This window comes from Flavobacterium sp. LK-23 (genome assembly GCF_058135255.1).
In genome coordinates this window covers 83,074-102,904 of the sequence record NZ_JBYUVT010000010.1, presented here as the reverse complement: position 1 = coordinate 102,904, position 19,831 = coordinate 83,074, and the positions used below count along the sequence as shown (strand labels likewise).

The window sequence follows — 19,831 nt, the reverse complement described above, 5'->3', positions numbered from 1 at the left end:
CAACCACAAAACCATGATTCGCCAAGCCATTCTTATATCCTGTGGCTTTTTTATAAATACTTTGCTGGCACAGGAAATACCCAAAATTATCACTTCAAAAACGAATTATCTTCCAGATTTTAGTTATGCGGGGTATCATTTCGGCGAAAGCCAGATTCCTGAAACCAATGGAAAAGTCATCAATGCAGTTGATTTTGGTGTAAAAGCAAATGACGATTTAGACGATTCAAAAGCGCTTTTAAAAGCCTTTAAAGCCGCTAATGCTGTTGAAGGGAATGTAATTTTACAATTGCCAGCTGGACGCATTATCTTAAGTGAAATTCTCTATATCGAAAGAAGCAATTTTGTACTTCGCGGTGCAGGTTCTGGCGAAAACGGAACTGAAATCTATTGCCCACGACCGATGATGTATCTTAAAGATTCTGATGTTTTGGCTGAACTTCGCGAATATTTAACCACTTTTGATAAAAGACAGCGTGAAGCAGAAAACAATATTGATTTGCCTTTCTCGCAATATGCTTGGTCTGGAGGTTTTATCTGGACGCAAGTTCCGGGCGAACGTGTAAAATCATATCTGGATAAATACGAACCAGAATCTAATCCGCTGGCGAAAGTCAGTTCGGGGAAAATGGGCGAACATATTATTACGGTTTCTGACATAAAAGGTTTAAAAGTCGGCGATGTTGTAGAATTGCAGCTTTTTAATAAAGATGGCGAAAATGGCGAAATCATCAACGATTTGTATCAAGGAGCAAAAGTAAAACCGGGTTCGCATCATTGGAAATTTCCAAAACTTCCCATTGTGAGACAACAGGTTGAAATTACTAAAATCTCTGGTTCAAAAATTACTTTAAAAACACCTTTAACCATTTCAATTAAACCAAGTTACCAGGCGCAATTGGTTGAGTGGAAACATTTAAACGAAGTCGGTATCGAGCATCTTCGTTTTACGTTTCCTGATATTCCGAGAGTTGCACATCACGTAGAACCTGGCAATAATGGTATCTTCTTGACTCGTCTTTTCAATAGTTGGGTTAAAGATGTGAAAATCACCAATGCCGACAGCGGAATTTTAGCCGAAGAAGTTGCTAATGTTACCATTCAAGATATTACAACCGATGGACCGCATTTATCGCATTACACGGTAACTTTAGGCGGCGTGCACAATATTTTGGTTAAGAATCTCAAAATCTATAATTCTGCCGTCCATCCTTTAAGTTTCAACACTTTTGCAACTAAAAATGTGTATCAAAACTGCGAGATATTTACTGACCCACTTCTAGATCAGCATTCAGGAGCCAATCATCAAAACTTGTTTGACAATATTACGGTTCATTTAAAAGCCGATAAAAACAACAGTTATGCTTTGTTTGGAGGCGGCGGAGCCGATTACTGGAAACCTTCTCACGGGCCTTTCAGTACATTTTGGAATTTAAATGTTCAAGTTGAAAATCCAGATGCATCAAAACCAGTTTTATTGTACGGAATGAAAGACGGCGCTTTAGCCAGAATTATTGGTGTTCACGGAAATACAAAATTTGAAATCAAATACGACATCGATCCTTATATTGAATTTTTAAACATTCCGATTGAGAAGATTCCTTCTTTGTACGATTATCAATTAAATAAACGTTTGAAATAGGCTAAAATATCTGCCACAGATTAAAATGATTTTTTTTAGCCACGAATTCACGAATTATTAAAAAAATTAATTCGAACAATTCGTGAATTCGTGGCTAATTTTCAACACACAGAAAAACAATCTTTATAATCTGTGAAATCTGTGGCAAAAAAACAAAACTAAACGCTATGAAATATAAAATAGCTTTTCTCGCAATTGTATTTGTTTTCGGAAATTTGTTTTCCCAAAATAAATACCGTCTTAAAAATTTCTCTACGACAGACGGGCTTTCACAGAGTTCTGTTATTGCCATTCATCAGGATAAATTTGGCCAGATGTGGTTTGGAACCCGCGATGGTCTTAATAAATATGATGGAAGCCGATTTACAATTTTCAGGAATGATGCAACTGATAAATTTTCGATCAGCAACAATGATATTTTAGCCATTGAAGAAGACAATTCAGGAAAAATCTGGGTAGGAACTTACAACGGACTAAATTGCTATGATCCCGTCTCGAATCGTTTTACAAGATATCTTCATACCAAAGCAAATCATACCATTAGCAATAATGCAGTTTGGAGCATGAGAGAAATTGGAGGCGAAATGTGGTTTGGAACTTCAAAAGGATTAACGATTTTCAATAAAAAATCAGGATTATTTACTTCCGTATTTCATTCCGATGATGATGCTTCTACTCTTCCAAGCAATAATATTCTCAGCATTTTAAAAACTAAAAAAGGCGAAATCTGGATTGGAACTACAAAAGGCTTATGCCAATTGACCAGTCGAAAAAATGGTAAATTATCTTTTAAAAATTATCCATTAAACACAACTGACTTACTAAACGTTCAATCGATTATTGAGGACAAAGATGGCAGCTTATGGGTTGGGACAAAAAACAAAGGCCTTTTAAAATTCGATCTAAAAGAAAAAGCTTTTGTTTCTTTTTTACCGGCTGTAAAATACCGCGAAATCAATACCGACATTCGTTCTTTAGTAATTGATAATCAAGGTTCTCTATGGGTTGGCGCTTATGACGGAATTTATATTTTAGGCAAAGAGAAAAATATTCAAAAAATCAATAATAGCAATAATGCGAACGGAATCGACAAAGTAAAATCTATTTTTATGGATAAAAAAGGTTCTATTTGGATTGGTTGTTATTACAAAGGCGTAAATCTTTGGGACGTTTCGAATGTCAATTTCTCCAATTACAATCAGAATTCTAAAAAGATTCCGATGAGTTTTGATGTGGTGAGTTCGATTATTGCAGATAAAAACCAAAACATTTATTTTGGAACTGAAGGTGGTGGAATTAGCATTTACAATACAACTACCGAAGCTGTAAGTTATATCAATAGTAAAACTGGACAAACTCATAAAAATGATATCAAAGCCATGTGTCTTGCAGACGATCATATTTTATGGATTGGAACTTTTTCGAAAGGATTATCGGCTTACAATACCATTTCCAAAAGAATGGAAGATAATAGAATTGCATCTGATTTAACCGAATTACTGAAAGAAAGCGGTGTTTATTCTCTTAAAGCTGAAAATAAAATTTTATGGATTGGAACTTTTGGCAAAGGTTTAATTCGTTACAACACATTAGACAAAACCTTCCAAATTATTGGAAATGATACTTCTAAACCTGTTTTTCTAACCAATAATATGGTTCGCAGTATTTTGATCGACAAACAAAATTCAATCTGGCTTGGAACACAAAATGGTTTAAATCGTATTTCGCTTCAAAATTTTGATTCTAAGAAATACCAAATACAACATTTCTTTTATGATCATTCGGCTTTATCTGGCGATGATATTTTGACTTTGTTTGAAGATTCTCAGAATAAAATATGGGTAGGGACAAAAGCGAAAGGGCTTCATGTTTTTGACGGAAAAAAGTTCACCAGAATCAATCTTAGAATTGGAAATACGGTTATTACCTCTATTCATTCGATTTTAGAAGACGATGATAAAAACTTATGGATCAGTACTAATCAGGGAATTATCAAGTACAATACAATTAAAAAATCGGTTGTAATTTACGATCAGAAAGATGGTTTGGCGAGTAATGAATTCAACGATAATTCGGCTTTAAAATTAGGTTCCAATCAGTTTTATTTTGGAAGTCCGTCGGGTGCAACTTTTTTCGATGCCACAAAAATTTCCTTAAATAAGTATGCTCCACAGGTTTTAATTACCGATTTGAAAATTAAAAACGAGACAGTAAATGCGCATGATAAAGACGGAATCTTAGAACAGAGCATCGGCTATACTAAAACGATCACTTTGGATTATGATAAGGCAAATTTCTCGATCAGTTTTGCGATTCCAAATTACATTCGATCCAAAAATAACCAATACAGTTATCGTTTGGTTGGTTTGGAAAATAACTGGACAACGACTAAAAACAGTGAAGCTAATTTTGCGATTCAAAATCCGGGCACTTATACTTTTGAGGTTCGAGGCGCCAACAATGACGGCGTTTGGAATCAGGCTCCAACGACTTTAACCGTTATTGTAAATCCTGCTCCGTGGCGCAGTATTTGGGCATTTATGCTTTACGGAATCATAATTGGTTTAGGTTTATATGGCTTGATTTGGATTATGAAATCGAAAGCGAGATTGAAACAAAAACTCGAACTAGAATATCTGGAAACGCAGCGTATTGAAGAAAACAACAAGCTGAAACTAGATTTCTTTACCAATATTTCGCATGAATTCAGAACGCCTTTAACTTTGATTTTAGGTCCGTTACAGCAAATTTTAGCCGATTACAATGGAACCAACGAAATGTATAAAAAGCTTTTGGTTATTGAAGGAAGCGCGAATCACCTTTTGAGTTTGATTAACCGTTTAATGGATTTTAGAAAACTGGAAAATCATCAGGTTACGCTGGAATCTGCAAACGGAAATATTGTCAAATTTACCAAAGAAATCTTTCTTTCATTTATCGAATACGCCAAAGATGGCGGTTATGAGTATTTGTTTGAAACTGAAAACGAAGAGATTCTAGTTTATTTTGACCGCTATAAACTGGAACGCGTATTTTATAATCTGATTTCAAATGCTTTTAGATATACTCCAAAAGGCGGTTCGATCAAAATTAAAATCAATCAAGACCAACAGAATCTTTTTATCGCCGTTGAAGATTCCGGTGTAGGAATTGCCGAGGAACATATTGACAAAATATTCGATCTGTTTTTTGAAGTTCCAACACACAATCAGGTTCAGAAAAATTATAATAAAGGAACTGGAATCGGACTTTCGATTGTAAAAAACATTGTCGAGCTTCATAAAGGAAAAATTGATGTTACCAATAAACCTTCTGGCGGAGTTATTTTTAAAGTGACTTTACCGCTTGGGCGCGAACATCTTCTGGACAACGAAATTATTCCTGATTTTAAAATCAGTGACGATATTGCACAATATGCAGCTCAATTAGAAACTTCAGAAATTGTAGAAAATGATGACATTGAAGATTTAATTGTAAACGAAGAAAAGCAGACCATTTTAATTGTCGAAGATCATAAAGTTTTGAGAAAGTTCATGAAAAACCTTCTAAAAAAAGATTATAACATTATTGAAGCCGAAAATGGTAAAATTGCTCTGGAAAAAACATTGAAATTTGTTCCGAATCTTATTATCAGCGACGTTATTATGCCAGAAATGGTGGGAACTGAATTGTGTTCAAAAATCAAAGAAAACATCAAAACCAGCCATATTCCAGTTATTCTGCTGACTTCTCGATCTTCATTGGTTTACAAATTTGAAGGATTAGAAAGCGGTGCCGATGATTACATTAGTAAACCATTCAATTTAATGGAATTCAGGCTTCGCGTTAAAAACCTTTTGAACACGACTGAACGTTTGAGAATCAAATTTTCAAGCGAAGACAGTTTTATTCCGTCAGAAATTACGGTTTCTTCTCTAGACGAAGAATTACTGAAAAAAGCATTCAAGATTGTAGAAGAAAACATTTCAAACGAACAATTTGATATTCCGTTTTTCTGTTCCGAATTAGGCGTAAGCCGAACGATGTTATTTCTAAAAATTAAAGCTTGGACCAATTGCACGCCAAATGAATTTATTCATGAAATAAGATTAAAACGTGCGGCTCAATTATTAGAACAAAATAAATTAACCGTTTCCGAAATCAGTTATAAAGTCGGTTTCAACAATCCGAAATACTTTAGCAAATGCTTTCAGAAAAAGTACGGCGAAACTCCATCTCAATACGCCGATAAATTTTATAAATCTTCGACTGTACTTTGATAAATCCGCATTTTTAAAGGCTTTAAAAAGGGTATCTGTATTTTTAGATACCCTTTTTTGTATTTCTATTTCTTTTTTGGCCTATACATTTGCGATATGAAAATCAAAAAAACAAAATTCTTATTGCTGCAAATTTTCTTTGTCATCATCATAATCGGAATGAGTTTATTGCTTTTCTACTTTATCTAACTTATTAACCTTAAAACCAAAAAATGAATGTTTACAAACCACAAAAACAAATCGTTTAAATGGTGTTTTCTAGTATCTTTTTTACTGGTAAATATCGTGATGCATGCACAGGAACGAAAAGTAACTGGAAAAATAACTTCCAGCGAAGATTTGCTCGGGCTTCCTGGTGCTAATGTCTATATCAAAAACTCCTCTGTAGGCGCTTCTGCCGATATGGACGGAAATTATACTGTAGTTGTAGGAGAGAAAAATGCTGTTTTAGTTTTCAATTTCGTAGGATTTCAAACGGTTGAAGTTCCAGTTGGAACTAAAAATGTTATCAATGTAAGTTTAAAACCAGATACAAAAGCGCTTGACGAAGTAATCGTAGTGGGTTACGGTACACGTAAAAAGAGTGACATTACGGGTTCTGTATCTTCTGTAACGGCAAAAGAACTGACAGCTTTTCCTGTTTTAAATGCAGAACAAGCTTTACAAGGTCGTGCAGCGGGTGTTTCGGTAATGACCAATAATGGGGGTGAACCTGGAGCTCCTACAAAAATTAGAGTGCGTGGAGGAACTTCGATTAACGCCAGCGGAGATGCACTGATTGTTGTTGATGGTTTTGCAGGTGTTTCTATGCCAGCTCCTCAGGACATTGCTTCAATTGAAGTTTTAAAAGATGCTTCAGCAACTGCTATTTACGGATCTCGTGGATCTAATGGAGTTATCATGGTAACAACTAAAAAAGGAAAACCAGGAAAACCAGTAATTGAGTTTAGCAATTCGACTTCTATTCAATCCGTAAATAATAAATTAGATTTATTAGATGCAGATCAATTTGCGGCTTATAGAAAAAGTTTTACTACGCACACGCAAGGTCCTGCAAATACAGACTGGCAAGATGAAATTTATCGTGAAGGAATGATTTCGAATACGCAATTGTCTTTCTCAGGCGGATCTGAAAATATCAGATATTATGTTTCTGGAACGTATTTCAACCAAAATGGAGTTGTAATCAATTCTGGAATTGACAAATACACGATTGTTGGAAATCTTGAGGCCGATTTAACTCCAAAATTTAAAGTAGGTTTAAACACTTTTACAAGCAAGCAGAACAAAGAAGGAATCGTAAGTCAGACAAGTGCTGGAGGAACTGGTGCTGCAGGTGTAATTGCTTCTGCTTATCGTTTTATGCCAGATAAAGGAATTTACAACGCAGACGGAACTTATACAACGACTGCTCCAATTGGTGACGATATTGACAATCCATACGCCACTGCAATGGAAAATATTTTGGAAACTGTTTCTATCGTAAACCGAAACAATTTCTTCGCTCAATATCAAATTACTAAAGATCTTGATTTTAAAACTACTTTAGGTTTAACCGATAATAATTCACAAACAGGAAGATTTATTCCTTCCACTTTAATTGCTGGAAAAAACATCAAAGGAGAAGCTTCTGTAAACAACACAAGATTTTCTTCTTTCCTGACAGAGAATTATTTGACTTTCAAACGTGAAATTATCGATAAAGGAATGCTGACAGTTCTTGGAGGATATTCTTACCAGAAAAACAAAAACGAAAATTCGTATGCCGCTTCAAGAGGTTTCTTGACAAATACAAATTCTTATAGAAATTTAGGTGCTGGAACTGTTTTCTTAAAACCAGATTCTGGTTTATCAGAAACGGAATTAATCTCTGCTTTCGGAAGGTTGAATTTTGATTATGCAGATAAATATTTGCTAACGTTCACAGCAAGACGAGACGGTTCTTCTAGTTTTAGTAAAAACTACAAATACGGAACTTTTCCTTCTGGAGCAATCGGATGGAATATTAGTAAAGAAAACTTCTTAAAAGACAATAAAACGGTTTCAAACTTAAAATTAAGAGCAAGTTACGGAGCAACAGGAAACCCATCAATTGGTGCCTACTCTACTCTTTCTAGATTTTCTGAAATCTATTATGTAAGCGGTGACGTGATTACCAATGCGGTTCAGCTGACTTCACTAGACAATCCGAATTTAAAATGGGAAACTTCGTATCAGCAGGATTACGGAATTGATTTAGGTTTATTTGATAATAGAATTAGTATTACAGCAGATTATTATAAAACGATTACCAAAGATTTATTGTTCAACAGACCGCTTCCTGGAATTTCTGGAATTGCTTCTCAGCTTCAAAACGTGGGTGAATTAGAAAATAAAGGATGGGAATTAGGTATTAATACCAGAAACTTTATTGGTTCTGATTTTACTTGGTCAACAAACTTTAATATATCTTCAAACAAAAACAAAGTTTTAAAATTGGCTGATAACAAAGATCTTTTAATCAACTCTGCTCCTGGGCATTTCTTAGCAACAGAATCGCAGATTTTAAGAGTTGGACAGCCAGTAGGTTCTTTCTTCGGATTTATTTATGACGGCGTAATTCAGCAAGGCGAAGCGGTTTTGCCAGGAAACTTTGAAACTGTTGCAGGTGGTGAAAAATTTAGAGATGTAAATGGTGACGGAAAATTGGATTCTCAAGATAAAACAATCATCGGAAATCCAAACCCAGATTTCATCTTCGGATTCAACAATGATTTCACTTATAAAAATCTTGACTTGAATATCTTCTTTCAAGGTTCGCAAGGAGGTCAAATCTTAAACTATACTTTGATGGAATTGGCTTCTGGAAATAACAACGCTACAACTGAAGTTTTAGATGCTTGGACACCAACTCATACCGATACAAATGTTCCTGCAAATGCAGCGAGAACAAAAAGAATCACTTCAAGATTTGTTTATGATGGAAGTTATATCCGTTTAAAAAACGTTTCTATTGGATATAGTTTAGATGAAAAAGTTGTTTCTAAAATGGGATTAAGCAAAGTTCGTTTTTACATCAGTGCACAAAACCTTTGGACCATTACTGATTATCCAGGAACAGATCCTGAAACGAATTACTTGAACGACACGAATTCTAGAAGTAATACCAATTTAGGATTGGATTATGGAGGATATCCAAACGTAAGAACATTTACAGCAGGATTCAATTTAAAATTTTAATCTAAAACAATTATGAAAAAATATATAGCTCTTCTTTGCTTTGGAACAATGGCGTTTTTTAGCTGTTCTGATCTAGAAGAAAAACCAATAGGAATTATTCGTCCAGAGAACTTTTTTAATAATACAGACGATTTGCAGGCTGCTGTAAACGGTGCTTTTGCCAACATTGGTCACAATAATTATTGGGGAAGAGAATTTACAATTGCCCTTATGCTTCGTGACGACATGTCTGATATTGGCGACAGAACAACGCAAGCGGCTCGTATTGATGTAAACGATATGTCAATGAATGATACCAACGCGCTTGTGGCAAACTTTTGGCCTCAATCGTATGTAATTATCACAGCCGCAAATCAGGCGATTGAAGGTGCTAAAAAAACACCTGGCGATCCAGCAAAAGTCAACGCTATTGCAGCTCAAGCGTATTTTGCAAGAGCTTTTGCTTATTATCATTTAGTGCGCCTTTTTGGTGATATTCCGTATGTTGATTTTGTGGTGAATGATGTGAATCAGGTAAACTCGATTGGAAAAACAAAAGAAGCAGATGTTTATCCAAAAATTATTGCCGATTTAGAATTTGCGAAACAATGGCTAGAGGATAAACCAAAAGTAAAAGCTGTTCCTGGAAAAGGTACTGCTGCAGGATATTTAGCGTCTGTTTATTTGACTTTAGGAAATTTTCAAAAAGCATATGATGAAGCAAAATTTGTAATTACCAACGAAGCTAAATTTGGTTTAGGTTTGGATGCTGATTTTCAGGATTTATTTAACGCTACTAAAACAGCTACTTTAAAAGAGCCCCTTTTTACAATTGACTTTAATAACTTAACATCAGGAAATTACGGTCAGGATTATACCGCGTTTTTTACTGGATCGTTAAAAGATGACAGTTATAGCTACGGACAAGGATTCTCTGTTGCTGTTCCATCTTTAAAAGTTTTCAATACTTGGGATCAGAGAGATTATAGAAGAGCGGTAAGTTTTGATACCATTATTAGAAAGAAAACGGGACCAGGTGGAGCTTTGCAAGTCTATCCGTCAAGCGATAACGAAAAAGCACCACGCCCACACATTGCCAAATATTTCCGTTTTCCAGGAAAAGCAGGTGCTAATGGAAGAACTTCTCAGCACAACTACATTACCATGCGTTTTGCAGAAGTTTTGCTGACGGCAGCAGAAGCTTTAAACGAAATTAATCCGGGAACAACAGAAGCTAATGGTTATGTAAACCGTGTTCGTGCAAGAGCAAGAAACAAAGCGGGTAAATTAGTTTCTTTTCCAGCAAACGTAACTCCTGGCTTATCTCAGGCAGATTTCAGAAAAATGGTTATTGACGAAAGAAGATTAGAATTGGCTTTTGAATATATAAGATGGTACGACATTAAAAGACTTAAAATCGGACCCGAAGTATTTGGACCAGATGGCTTAGAACCACATGCTAATTTTGATCCAAACAAAGATTATTTGTGGCCGCTGCCTGGAACAGAGTTGGCTATTAATCCGAATTTAAAACCAAATAATCCTGGTTATTAATTGAACGCGGATGCCACTGATTTGTTATTGCAATGATTATCATGTTTTAGTTTCACGCAGATCAAAAAAGGATTTTAGCAGAGAACGCAGATTTTTAAACGTATTTTAAAATTTCAATAATCTTATAAACATAGATTATTCAAAAAAATCTATTTTAAATCTGCTTCAATCTGTACAAATCTGCGTGAAATAAAAAAATCCGTGTAAATCAGCGTGTTCGCGATAGCGAATCCGTCCAATCCGCGTCTAAAAATCACGATCACAATATATATTATTTTAATATGAAGAATGTCAGTTTCATTTCTTTAATTCTTGGGTTTGCATCGCTGGTAACAGCGTGCAAATCCGGAATTAATACTCAAACAAAAACTACCTCAGCAGCGACAGAAAAACTGGAAACGCGTTACAAAATGTTACTCGATTATCCAGTCGATTCGATGTCTATGCCGAGAAGTATGAATATAAAAACTCTTGAGATTCGCAAAGTGCCGTCTAGAGATTGGACAAGCGGCTTTTTTGCTGGAAATCTGTGGCAATTGTACCGATTAACAGGCGATTCAAAATTTAAAGAACAAGCTCAAAAATGGACTCCTTTCAGCAAAAAAGAAAGTGTCAATAGTAATTCGCATGACGTAGGTTTTAAAGTGTTTTGCAGTTTTGGAGAAGCGCTGAAAGTGGAAAACAAGAAAGAATACGAAGCGGTAATTGTTAAAGGCGCCGAAACTTTGTGCACAAGGTTTAATCCAAAAGTGGGTTCGATTCGTTCTTGGGATTTCAACAAAGAAATTTGGGATTATCCAGTTATCATCGACAATATGATGAATCTGGAATTGCTTTTTGAAGCATCCAAAATATCTGGAAATCCAAAATACCGCGATGTTGCGATTAAACACGCCAATACAACTTTGAAAAATCAGTTTAGAGAAGACAATTCATGTTACCACGTTATCGATTATAACCCAAATACGGGCGAAGTTAGAAAGAAAACCACACTTCAAGGTTACAATGACGATTCGGTTTGGGCACGCGGCCAAGGATGGGCAGTTTACGGATTTACTATGTCGTATAGATATACAAAAGATCCTGCTTATCTAAAACAAGCCGAAGCAACTGCCAAGTTTTTTATAACAAATAAAAACCTTCCAGAAGATGGAATTCCATATTGGGATTTTAAAGATCCTAGTATACCAAATTCAGCACGCGATGTTTCGGCTGCAATGGTAATGGCATCTGCTTTATATGAATTGCATAGTTATACCAAAAATGACAGTTATCTGGCTTTCGCCGATAAACTGATGGCCTCGGTACAAACGGATAAATATATTTTAGATACTAAAATTAAAGCACCGTTCCTATTTGATCACAGTACAGGAAACTGGCCAAAACATGATGAAATTGACGAACCTATAATCTACGCCGATTATTATTTTTTGGAAGCTCTTTTAAGAAAAAGTGGCAAAGGAACAAAGTAGCAAAGCTTTTTGCCTTTGTACTACTGAACCTTGGAATCTTTGAGCCTTTGAACCTCTGAACCTAAACACACATGAAGAAATATCAACACAATACATTTTCAATTTTTGCGCTTTTTGTTTTGTTTCAAATTTGTCTGAGCAGCAGTTTTGCTCAGACAAAGACGAACATCAATGACAACTGGCTTTATTTAGAAAATGACACTCAAAAACTAAACGAAGCGCAAAAAGCCTCCAACTGGACTTCTTTAAACTTACCGCACACTTGGAATGCCGAAGATGCAACCGACCTCTATCCAGGATACAGACGCGATGCCAGTTGGTATCAGAAGAAATTAAATATTGCGCAAATCGATAAAAACCGTGTTTATTCATTATACTTTGAAGGTTCAAATGTAACCACAAAAGTATATGTAAACGGAAAAGAAGCTGGTTCGCATATTGGTGGTTATATTGCTTTTTCAATAGACATTACCAACTTTATTAAAGAAGGAAACAACGATATTTTTGTTCGTGTGGATAATAGTTATGATATTGAAATTATTCCGTCTCAAAAAAGCGATTTCTTTATTTATGGCGGAATCACGCGCGATGTGTGGCTAGTTTCGAAATACAAAAATCATATCGAAAATATAAAAATTACAACTCCTCATGTTTCTGCCAAAAAAGCTTCGGTGCAAATTGTTTCTACTTTTGTAACCCCCGATAATTCAAAAGATTTATCGTTAACAGTAACACTTAAAACTCCGAAAGGGAAAAAAGTGGCAAGTAAAACGGTTTTCGTTTCAGATAAAAACTCAACCATCACTTTTGAAAACATTAAAAATCCAGAACTTTGGGATACCGAAAAACCAAATCTATACAGACTGACTGCTGTTTTATCAGAAAAAAATCAAATTAGAGATAGCGTTTCCGAAAAAGTAGGTTTTAGATGGTTTGAGTTTAAAGATCATGGTCCGTTTTACCTTAACGGAAAACGTCTATTGATTCGCGGTACACATCGTCATGAAGAACAAGCGGGAGTTGGTGCTGCAATGAGCAACGAACAGCATTGGGCCGATATGAAATCGATTAAAGAAATGGGCGCTAATTTTGTTCGCTTAGCGCATTACCCGCAAGATCCAGAGATTTATAAAGCTTGCGACGAACTTGGTCTTTTGGTTTGGGATGAATTGCCGTGGTGCCGTGGCGGAATTGGTAATGATGTCTGGAAAACGAATACCAAAAACATGCTGGCAGAAATCATCAATCAAAATTACAATCATCCGAGTATTATTATCTGGTCTTTAGGAAACGAAATTAACTGGCTTCCGGATTTCCCTGATGGAGATAATGCCGATAAAACCAATGTGTTTTTAAATGAACTGAATGATATCGCTCATAAACTCGATCCTACAAGAAAAACGGCTATTAGAAAATATTATGAAGGATCGCATATTGTAGATGTATTCTCTCCTTCTATCTGGTCGGGCTGGTATTCTGGAAGTTACAAAAGCTACCAGAAAGCAATTGATGTTTATAAAAAAGAATACAAACATTTTATTCATGCTGAATATGGCGGAGACAGTCACGTAGGACGCCACAGCGAAAATCCTGTAACAGGCGAAAATGTAATAAAAGCTGAAGGTTGGGAAGAAGCCATTGTACAAACTAAAGTGGCTAACATTGCCCAAATTGGCGACTGGAGCGAAAATTATATAGTTGATTTGTTTGATTGGCATTTGCATATATCCGAGAATGACCCAACGTTTGTGGGAAATATTCAGTGGGCATTTAAGGATTTTGCAACGCCGTTACGTCCAGAAGACGATATTCCGTATATGAACCAAAAAGGTCTTACGGATCGAAACGGAATTCCGAAAGATGCGTATTATGTTTTTAAAAGTTATTGGGCGGCAGCACCTTTCGCTTATATCGAATCACATACTTGGACAGAACGTCAAGGTCCAGAAAATACGCCAAGAACCATCAGTGTTTTCAGCAATTGCGAAAAAGTAACGCTATTTCATGATGGGAAATCTTTGGGAGAAAAACAGCGTAATCTTTCCCTTTATCCTGCAAATGGTTTAACTTGGGATGTCAATTTTAAAAAAGGAGAAAATGTCCTAATTGCCATTGGTAAAAATAAAGATGGGAAAACAGTTTCTGATACCATAAAAGTCAATTATCGTTTCAATAAAAATGATACGGCTTCTTCGCTGCAATTATCATCAGAAAAATTAAAAAACGGCAATTATCTGGTTACGGCAATTGCAATTGATAATAATAATTTACGCTGTTTGGATTATGAAGCGAGTGTCTATTTTCAATGTCTAAAAGGCGGAAAAACATTAAAAAACCAGGGAACACCAACGGGAAGTGAATCTATTAGAATGGCAAACGGAAAAGCTTCTATAGAGGTTATCCCTGACGGCTCTGGCAATGCGATTGAAATGACGGCGTTGAACCAGAGTTTTAAAGGGGAATATTTGAAGATTCCAGTTGAGTAAAAAGATTTTCTAGCCACTAAGGCGCAAAGTTTTTTTTTATTTCACGCAGATTTGGCAGATTATAGCAGATTTTATTATTATAAATATCTGCGTTTATCTGCTGAAATCTTTTAAAATCTGCGTGAAATAAAATCATTTTAATCCTAACAATATATGGCTTTAAATAAAAACTTCTCGTCTTAGCGCCTTTGTGGCAAAACACATAATAAACAAATTTACAATGAAAAAAATTCTAACATTATTATTCCTAACCTCGTTCGCAATTGGGCAAGCACAAGGTTTAATTTCTAACGTATCAAACCGAAATACCACTTCTTTAAACGGAATTTGGAATTATATAATTGATCCATATCAAACAGGTTTCTACAGCTTTCATCTGGATCAATACGACAAACAGGAAAAACCAGCAAAAGGAGCATTTTTCACGAATTATCATGCTCAAAACAAACAGGAATTGGTAGAATATGATTTTGATAAATCGCCAACAATTACGATTCCTGGCGATTGGAATTCGCAGGTTCCAGAACTGAAATATTATGAAGGAAATGTATGGTTTAAAAAGTCTTTCGATTATAATTTAACAGCCAACAAACGTCTGTTTTTATATTTGGGCGCTATCAACTATAAAGCTGATGTTTATTTAAACGGAAAGAAACTAGGAACTCACGAAGGCGGTTTTACGCCATTTAATTACGAAGTGACTTCGATTGTTCAGCCAAAAGACAATTATTTGGTTATAAAAGTGGATAATACACGCCATAAAGAAGATGTTCCGACTGTTAATACTGATTGGTGGAATTATGGCGGCATCACGCGCGATGTGACTTTAATTGAAGAGGAATCTTCATTTGTGGAAGATTACAACATTCAGCTGAAAAAAGGCAATGCGAATGTTATTTCAGGATTCATCAAGATCAACAATTTAGATGCATCAAAAAATCAGATTTCGATTGCTATTCCTGAATTAAAAATCAATTACAAAGGAAAAGCCGATAGTAATGGAATTTTAAACTTCGAAATTCCAGCAAAAAAGATCTCTTACTGGTCGCCAGAAAATCCGAAATTATATGATGTAGACTTTAACGGAAAAAAATTAAACGACAAGATTGGTTTCAGAACAATTGAAACGCAAGGTGATAAAATCTTATTAAACGGAAAAGCAGTCTTTTTAAGAGGAATCTCTATTCACGAAGAAAATGCAAAAGGCGGACGTGCTAATTCTGAAGAAGATGCGCTACGTTTACTAAATTGGGCAAAAGAATTAGGTTGCAATTATGTTCGTCTGGCACATTATCCGCATAACGAAAACATGGTTAGAGAAGCTGATAAAATGGGATTAATGGTTTGGGAAGAAATTCCGGTTTACTGGACTGTTGAATTTACTAATAAAAATACCTATCAAAATGCCCAAAATCAATTAACAGCTGCTATTACAAGAGATAAAAACAGAGCGAGTATTGTGATCTGGTCTATGGCAAATGAAACTCCGGTTTCTGACGCTCGAAATACTTTTATCACGAATTTGGTCCATCATACAAAATCATTGGATAATACAAGGTTAATTAGCGCCGCTTTATTAACGCATAACGGAAAGATTGACGACGAAATTGGCAAATCGCTTGACATTATTGCTTTCAATCAATATTTAGGCTGGTACGGCGGTAACTTAGAAAATGCTGAAAAAACATTCTGGACTACACCATACAACAAACCTGTTTTCGTTTCTGAATTTGGAGGTGATGCAAAAGCGGGCTTTCATGGAGAGAAAAACGAACGTTGGACAGAGGAATATCAGGAATATTTATACATTCAGAATCTAAAAATGATTGAAAAGATTCCTCACTTAAGCGGGACAAGTCCATGGATTTTGGTTGATTTTAGATCTCCGAAAAGATTGCTTCCAGGTATTCAGGACGGTTACAATCGTAAAGGCTTAATTTCAAATGATGGTGAAAAGAAAAAAGCTTTTTACATTATGCAGGATTGGTATGCTAAAAAGAAAAAGGAGTCTCAGAATTAATTCGTTATTACCAATTCATTAACAAAAAACAAACTGTAAATTATATGATTTTTCTTCATTATTAACTTACTTTGTAGTTATTCTAAAAATTGTAATCCTATGAAAAAAATTTATTTACTGGCAGTTACATTGTTTGCTGCCTTTACAGTTCAGGCACAAGAAGTGGTGAAATTTGCTCCATTAGACAACAGCCCTGTTGATATTTCTTATTTCCCAAACAAGGCAGTTAAATTCAAAAAAACAGATAATCCAAATCCGGTTATCAAAGTTACTTACGCAAGACCTTCTGCAAAAGGAAGAACTATTTTTGGCGATGTTGTAAAGTTTGGAGAAATCTGGAGAGTTGGTGCTAATGAAAATACAGAGATTAAATTCTACAAAGATGTAACTATTGGCGGTAAAAAAGTTCCTGCAGGATATTACAGTTTATTTGCTATTCCAGAAAAAGATAAATGGACGATCATTATCAATAAAGAATTGGATTTATGGGGTGGTTATGCTTATGATGAAAGCAAAGACGTTGTGAGAGTTTCTGTTCCAGTTAAATCTGTAAGCGAAACTATCGAAGCTTTATCTATTGCATTTACAACTCAAGGTAATGTAACAAATCTTGTTATTGGATGGGATAAAACAACTGTTGAATTACCCATTACGGTTAAATAAGTTTTGATGATATATGCCACAAAGGCACGAAGTCGCAAAGTTTTTTTAAGCTTTGCGACTTTTTTTATTTACTCAAAAGACATCAAGATTTATGCAAGATCTTAAAGCTTTATCACGCAATCTTGTCATTTCGACGAAGGAGACCCGAGCGCTAGCGAACAGGCGAAGCAAATCTCCGTAAGTAGCTCCGCAGTAATAATCCATTCTTTGTCGAGTTTCTCGCGAAGATTTCTCCTTCGTCGAAATGACAAAAATGAGGTTATTTCACAAAAAAAATCCCTTTAAGTTCTTATTCTCAAAGGGATTATTGTAATTGTTTTTTATGATTAAACCTTTGCGGTCTCAATAATTTTATCCAATGTAATTGGTAAATCTCTAACACGTTTTCCAGTTGCATTAAAAACGGCATTTGCAATTGCAGGCGCCATTCCGACTAAAGCTGTTTCTCCCAAACCTTTTGTTCCCATTGGGTTACTGATTGGGTCTTTTTTATTAACGAAGAACACTTCTTGTTTTTCTATATCTGCATTTACAGGAACATGATAATCAGCGAAATTATTGTTGATTGGACGACCAAAACGATGATCGATTTCTAAAGCTTCCATCAATCCCATTCCGATTCCTCCCACTGCTCCACCAAACATTTGCCCTGCAGAAGTTTTTTGGCTGATTACGGTTCCAATATCAGCACAAGACACAACATGAGCCAATCTTATTTTACCCAAATTCGGATTCACTAATACTTTTACAAAATGAACCGAAAACGAATAAATGGAATATTTCTTCGCTTCTTCTGCGGCTTTAGAAAGATTTTCTACTTCAAAATCTTCCAATTTATTACTACTTAAGAGCGCCGCTAATGTAACCGATTTAGATTTGTCTTTTTTAGAAGAAACTGCACCATTTTCAAAAGTTAAATCTGTAAAAGCGATTCCTTTTAAAGCAGAATTTTTACTTCCCAATTCAATTATTTTATTCAGCAATAAATTACAAGCATCATGAACAGCAGAACCAACAGACGAAGTCGTTGCCGAACCACCTTGCGTTGGGCCTTTTGGCAATCCGCTTTTTCCCATTTCGATAACTACATTTTCAGCTGGCAAACCAATTACTTCGGCTCCAATAGCAGTCATCATGGTTGCCGTTCCGGGTCCCATATCATTTACACTGCATTGCAATACCAAATCTCCATTAGCCAAAAATTTTGCCTTTACAGAAGTTGGGCTTCGATAACAGCCGAAAGTTCCAGTTCCCATTCCGTAACCCACTAGCCAGTTTCCTTCTTTAACAGAACCGGGTTCATTTTTGCGGTTTTTCCAGCCAATACGTTCCATTCCTCCTTCGTAACATTCTAAAAGAAATTTACTGCTCCAAGGTTTATTTTGTTCCTGATCTTTTTCGGCATAATTCAGTTTGCGAAATTCAATCGGATCTAAGTTTAATTTATAAGCCATTTCATCCATTGCACTTTCTAAGGCAAAAGAACCTGTCGCCTCGCCCGGCCCGCGCATCCAAATTGGTGTGCAGGTATCCAAAGGCACAATTCTGTAACGTGTCGAAACATTGGCACAATCATAAATAAATCGGGACATGTTTACGGTACCCTCCATAAAATCCTCATAGCTTGAAGTCATTGCAACCGCTTCATGAGTTAATCCAGTCAGTTTTCCGGCTTTTGTTGCGCCAAGACCCATTTTCTGAATCGTGTAAGGTCTAAAACCTACGTTGGTAAACATCTGCTCACGGTGTAAAACTAATTTTACCGGACGATTTAATTTCTTAGAACCAATTAATGCCGCAATTTCATACGGCCAGGTGTGTAATCCCATTCCGAAAGCGCCACCAAGATACTCCGCATGAACTTCAACATCTTCAACAGGCACTCCAAAAACTCCGGCAACACTTCTACGCGTTCCCTCTACACCTTGACTTTTTGTGTATAAAATTGGTTTGTTTCCCTCCCATTTTGCTATGATATTGGCAAGTTCCATCGGGTTATGCACCTCGGTTGGAATCGTATATTCGGTTTCCAAAATAACCTCAGCATTTTTATAACCATCATGTTCACCACGATGGTAATCATTTCCTTTATCGGTTTCGACTTTCTTTTCTTTTTCAGCTGCTTTTTTAAGTTCTGTCGAATGTTCTTCTTTAAAATAATCGGCTTTAATTAAACTCGCCGCATATCGCATACGTTCAAAAGTATCGGCAATTACCAAAGCGATCGGCTGATCGTAATACAAAACCGAATCATCCTTGAAAATCTGCAAGGGCTGACCAAAATTATGCTTGTCTTTTGCTTTTTCGTAGCCAGCAGGTTTATCCACATTTAAATGCGTAATTACAGCCAAAACTCCTGGCGCCCATTCCGCTTTTTTAGTATCAATGGTTTTAATTCTTCCTTTCGCAATCGTACTTCCTACCAAACAAGCATAAACAACGCCTGCTGTTTTATATTCTGCCGAATAAGTCGCTGAACCCGTTACTTTAGCAAATCCGTCAACTCTATTAATATTACTTGTCTTGCTCATAATTTA

The 19,831-nt window shown here is 35.8% G+C and carries 9 protein-coding genes; 8 read left to right on the top strand and 1 reads right to left on the bottom strand.

Annotated elements, in window-relative coordinates:
* Window positions 1-13: 13 nt before the first annotated feature.
* The 8 genes from AC3Y25_RS15695 to AC3Y25_RS15660 all read left to right on the top strand — a co-directional run bounded on the left by AC3Y25_RS15695 (window position 14) and on the right by AC3Y25_RS15660 (window position 17,294).
* Complete coding sequence (locus AC3Y25_RS15695; RefSeq protein WP_489903372.1) at window positions 14-1,642, top strand: hypothetical protein; 1,629 nt, start codon at window positions 14-16, stop codon at window positions 1,640-1,642.
* Between the two features lie 167 nt (window positions 1,643-1,809).
* Window positions 1,810-5,901, top strand: coding sequence for a two-component regulator propeller domain-containing protein (locus tag AC3Y25_RS15690; protein WP_489903371.1), 4,092 nt, complete (start codon window positions 1,810-1,812; stop codon window positions 5,899-5,901).
* A gap of 216 nt (window positions 5,902-6,117) precedes the next feature.
* A complete protein-coding gene (locus AC3Y25_RS15685; protein WP_489903370.1) occupies window positions 6,118-9,120 on the top strand; it encodes a SusC/RagA family TonB-linked outer membrane protein in 3,003 nt (1,000 codons plus the stop codon).
* A 12-nt stretch (window positions 9,121-9,132) separates the two neighbouring features.
* Window positions 9,133-10,653 carry a RagB/SusD family nutrient uptake outer membrane protein gene (locus tag AC3Y25_RS15680; RefSeq protein ID WP_489903369.1) on the top strand — a complete coding sequence of 507 codons (1,521 nt, stop codon included), beginning with the start codon at window positions 9,133-9,135 and terminating at the stop codon, window positions 10,651-10,653.
* A gap of 281 nt (window positions 10,654-10,934) precedes the next feature.
* Window positions 10,935-12,125 (top strand): glycoside hydrolase family 88 protein, encoded by a 1,191-nt coding sequence (locus AC3Y25_RS15675; RefSeq protein ID WP_489903368.1) that lies wholly within the window; start codon window positions 10,935-10,937, stop codon window positions 12,123-12,125.
* 71 nt (window positions 12,126-12,196) lie between these two features.
* Entirely contained in the window at window positions 12,197-14,611 is a 2,415-nt protein-coding gene (locus AC3Y25_RS15670) for a glycoside hydrolase family 2 protein (protein ID WP_489903367.1), read from the top strand.
* A 220-nt stretch (window positions 14,612-14,831) separates the two neighbouring features.
* On the top strand, window positions 14,832-16,631 hold the full coding sequence (locus AC3Y25_RS15665; protein WP_489903366.1) for a glycoside hydrolase family 2 protein: 1,800 nt from the start codon (window positions 14,832-14,834) through the stop codon (window positions 16,629-16,631).
* 99 nt (window positions 16,632-16,730) lie between these two features.
* Window positions 16,731-17,294 carry a DUF2911 domain-containing protein gene (locus AC3Y25_RS15660; RefSeq protein ID WP_489903365.1) on the top strand — a complete coding sequence of 188 codons (564 nt, stop codon included), beginning with the start codon at window positions 16,731-16,733 and terminating at the stop codon, window positions 17,292-17,294.
* Window positions 17,295-17,620: 326 nt separating this feature from the next.
* Here AC3Y25_RS15660 and AC3Y25_RS15655 read toward each other — a convergent pair whose 3' ends face one another.
* The gene (locus AC3Y25_RS15655; RefSeq protein WP_489903364.1) at window positions 17,621-19,825 is read right to left on the bottom strand and encodes a xanthine dehydrogenase family protein molybdopterin-binding subunit; all 2,205 of its coding nucleotides are present in this window, start codon (window positions 19,823-19,825) and stop codon (window positions 17,621-17,623) included.
* Window positions 19,826-19,831: the final 6 nt, after the last annotated feature.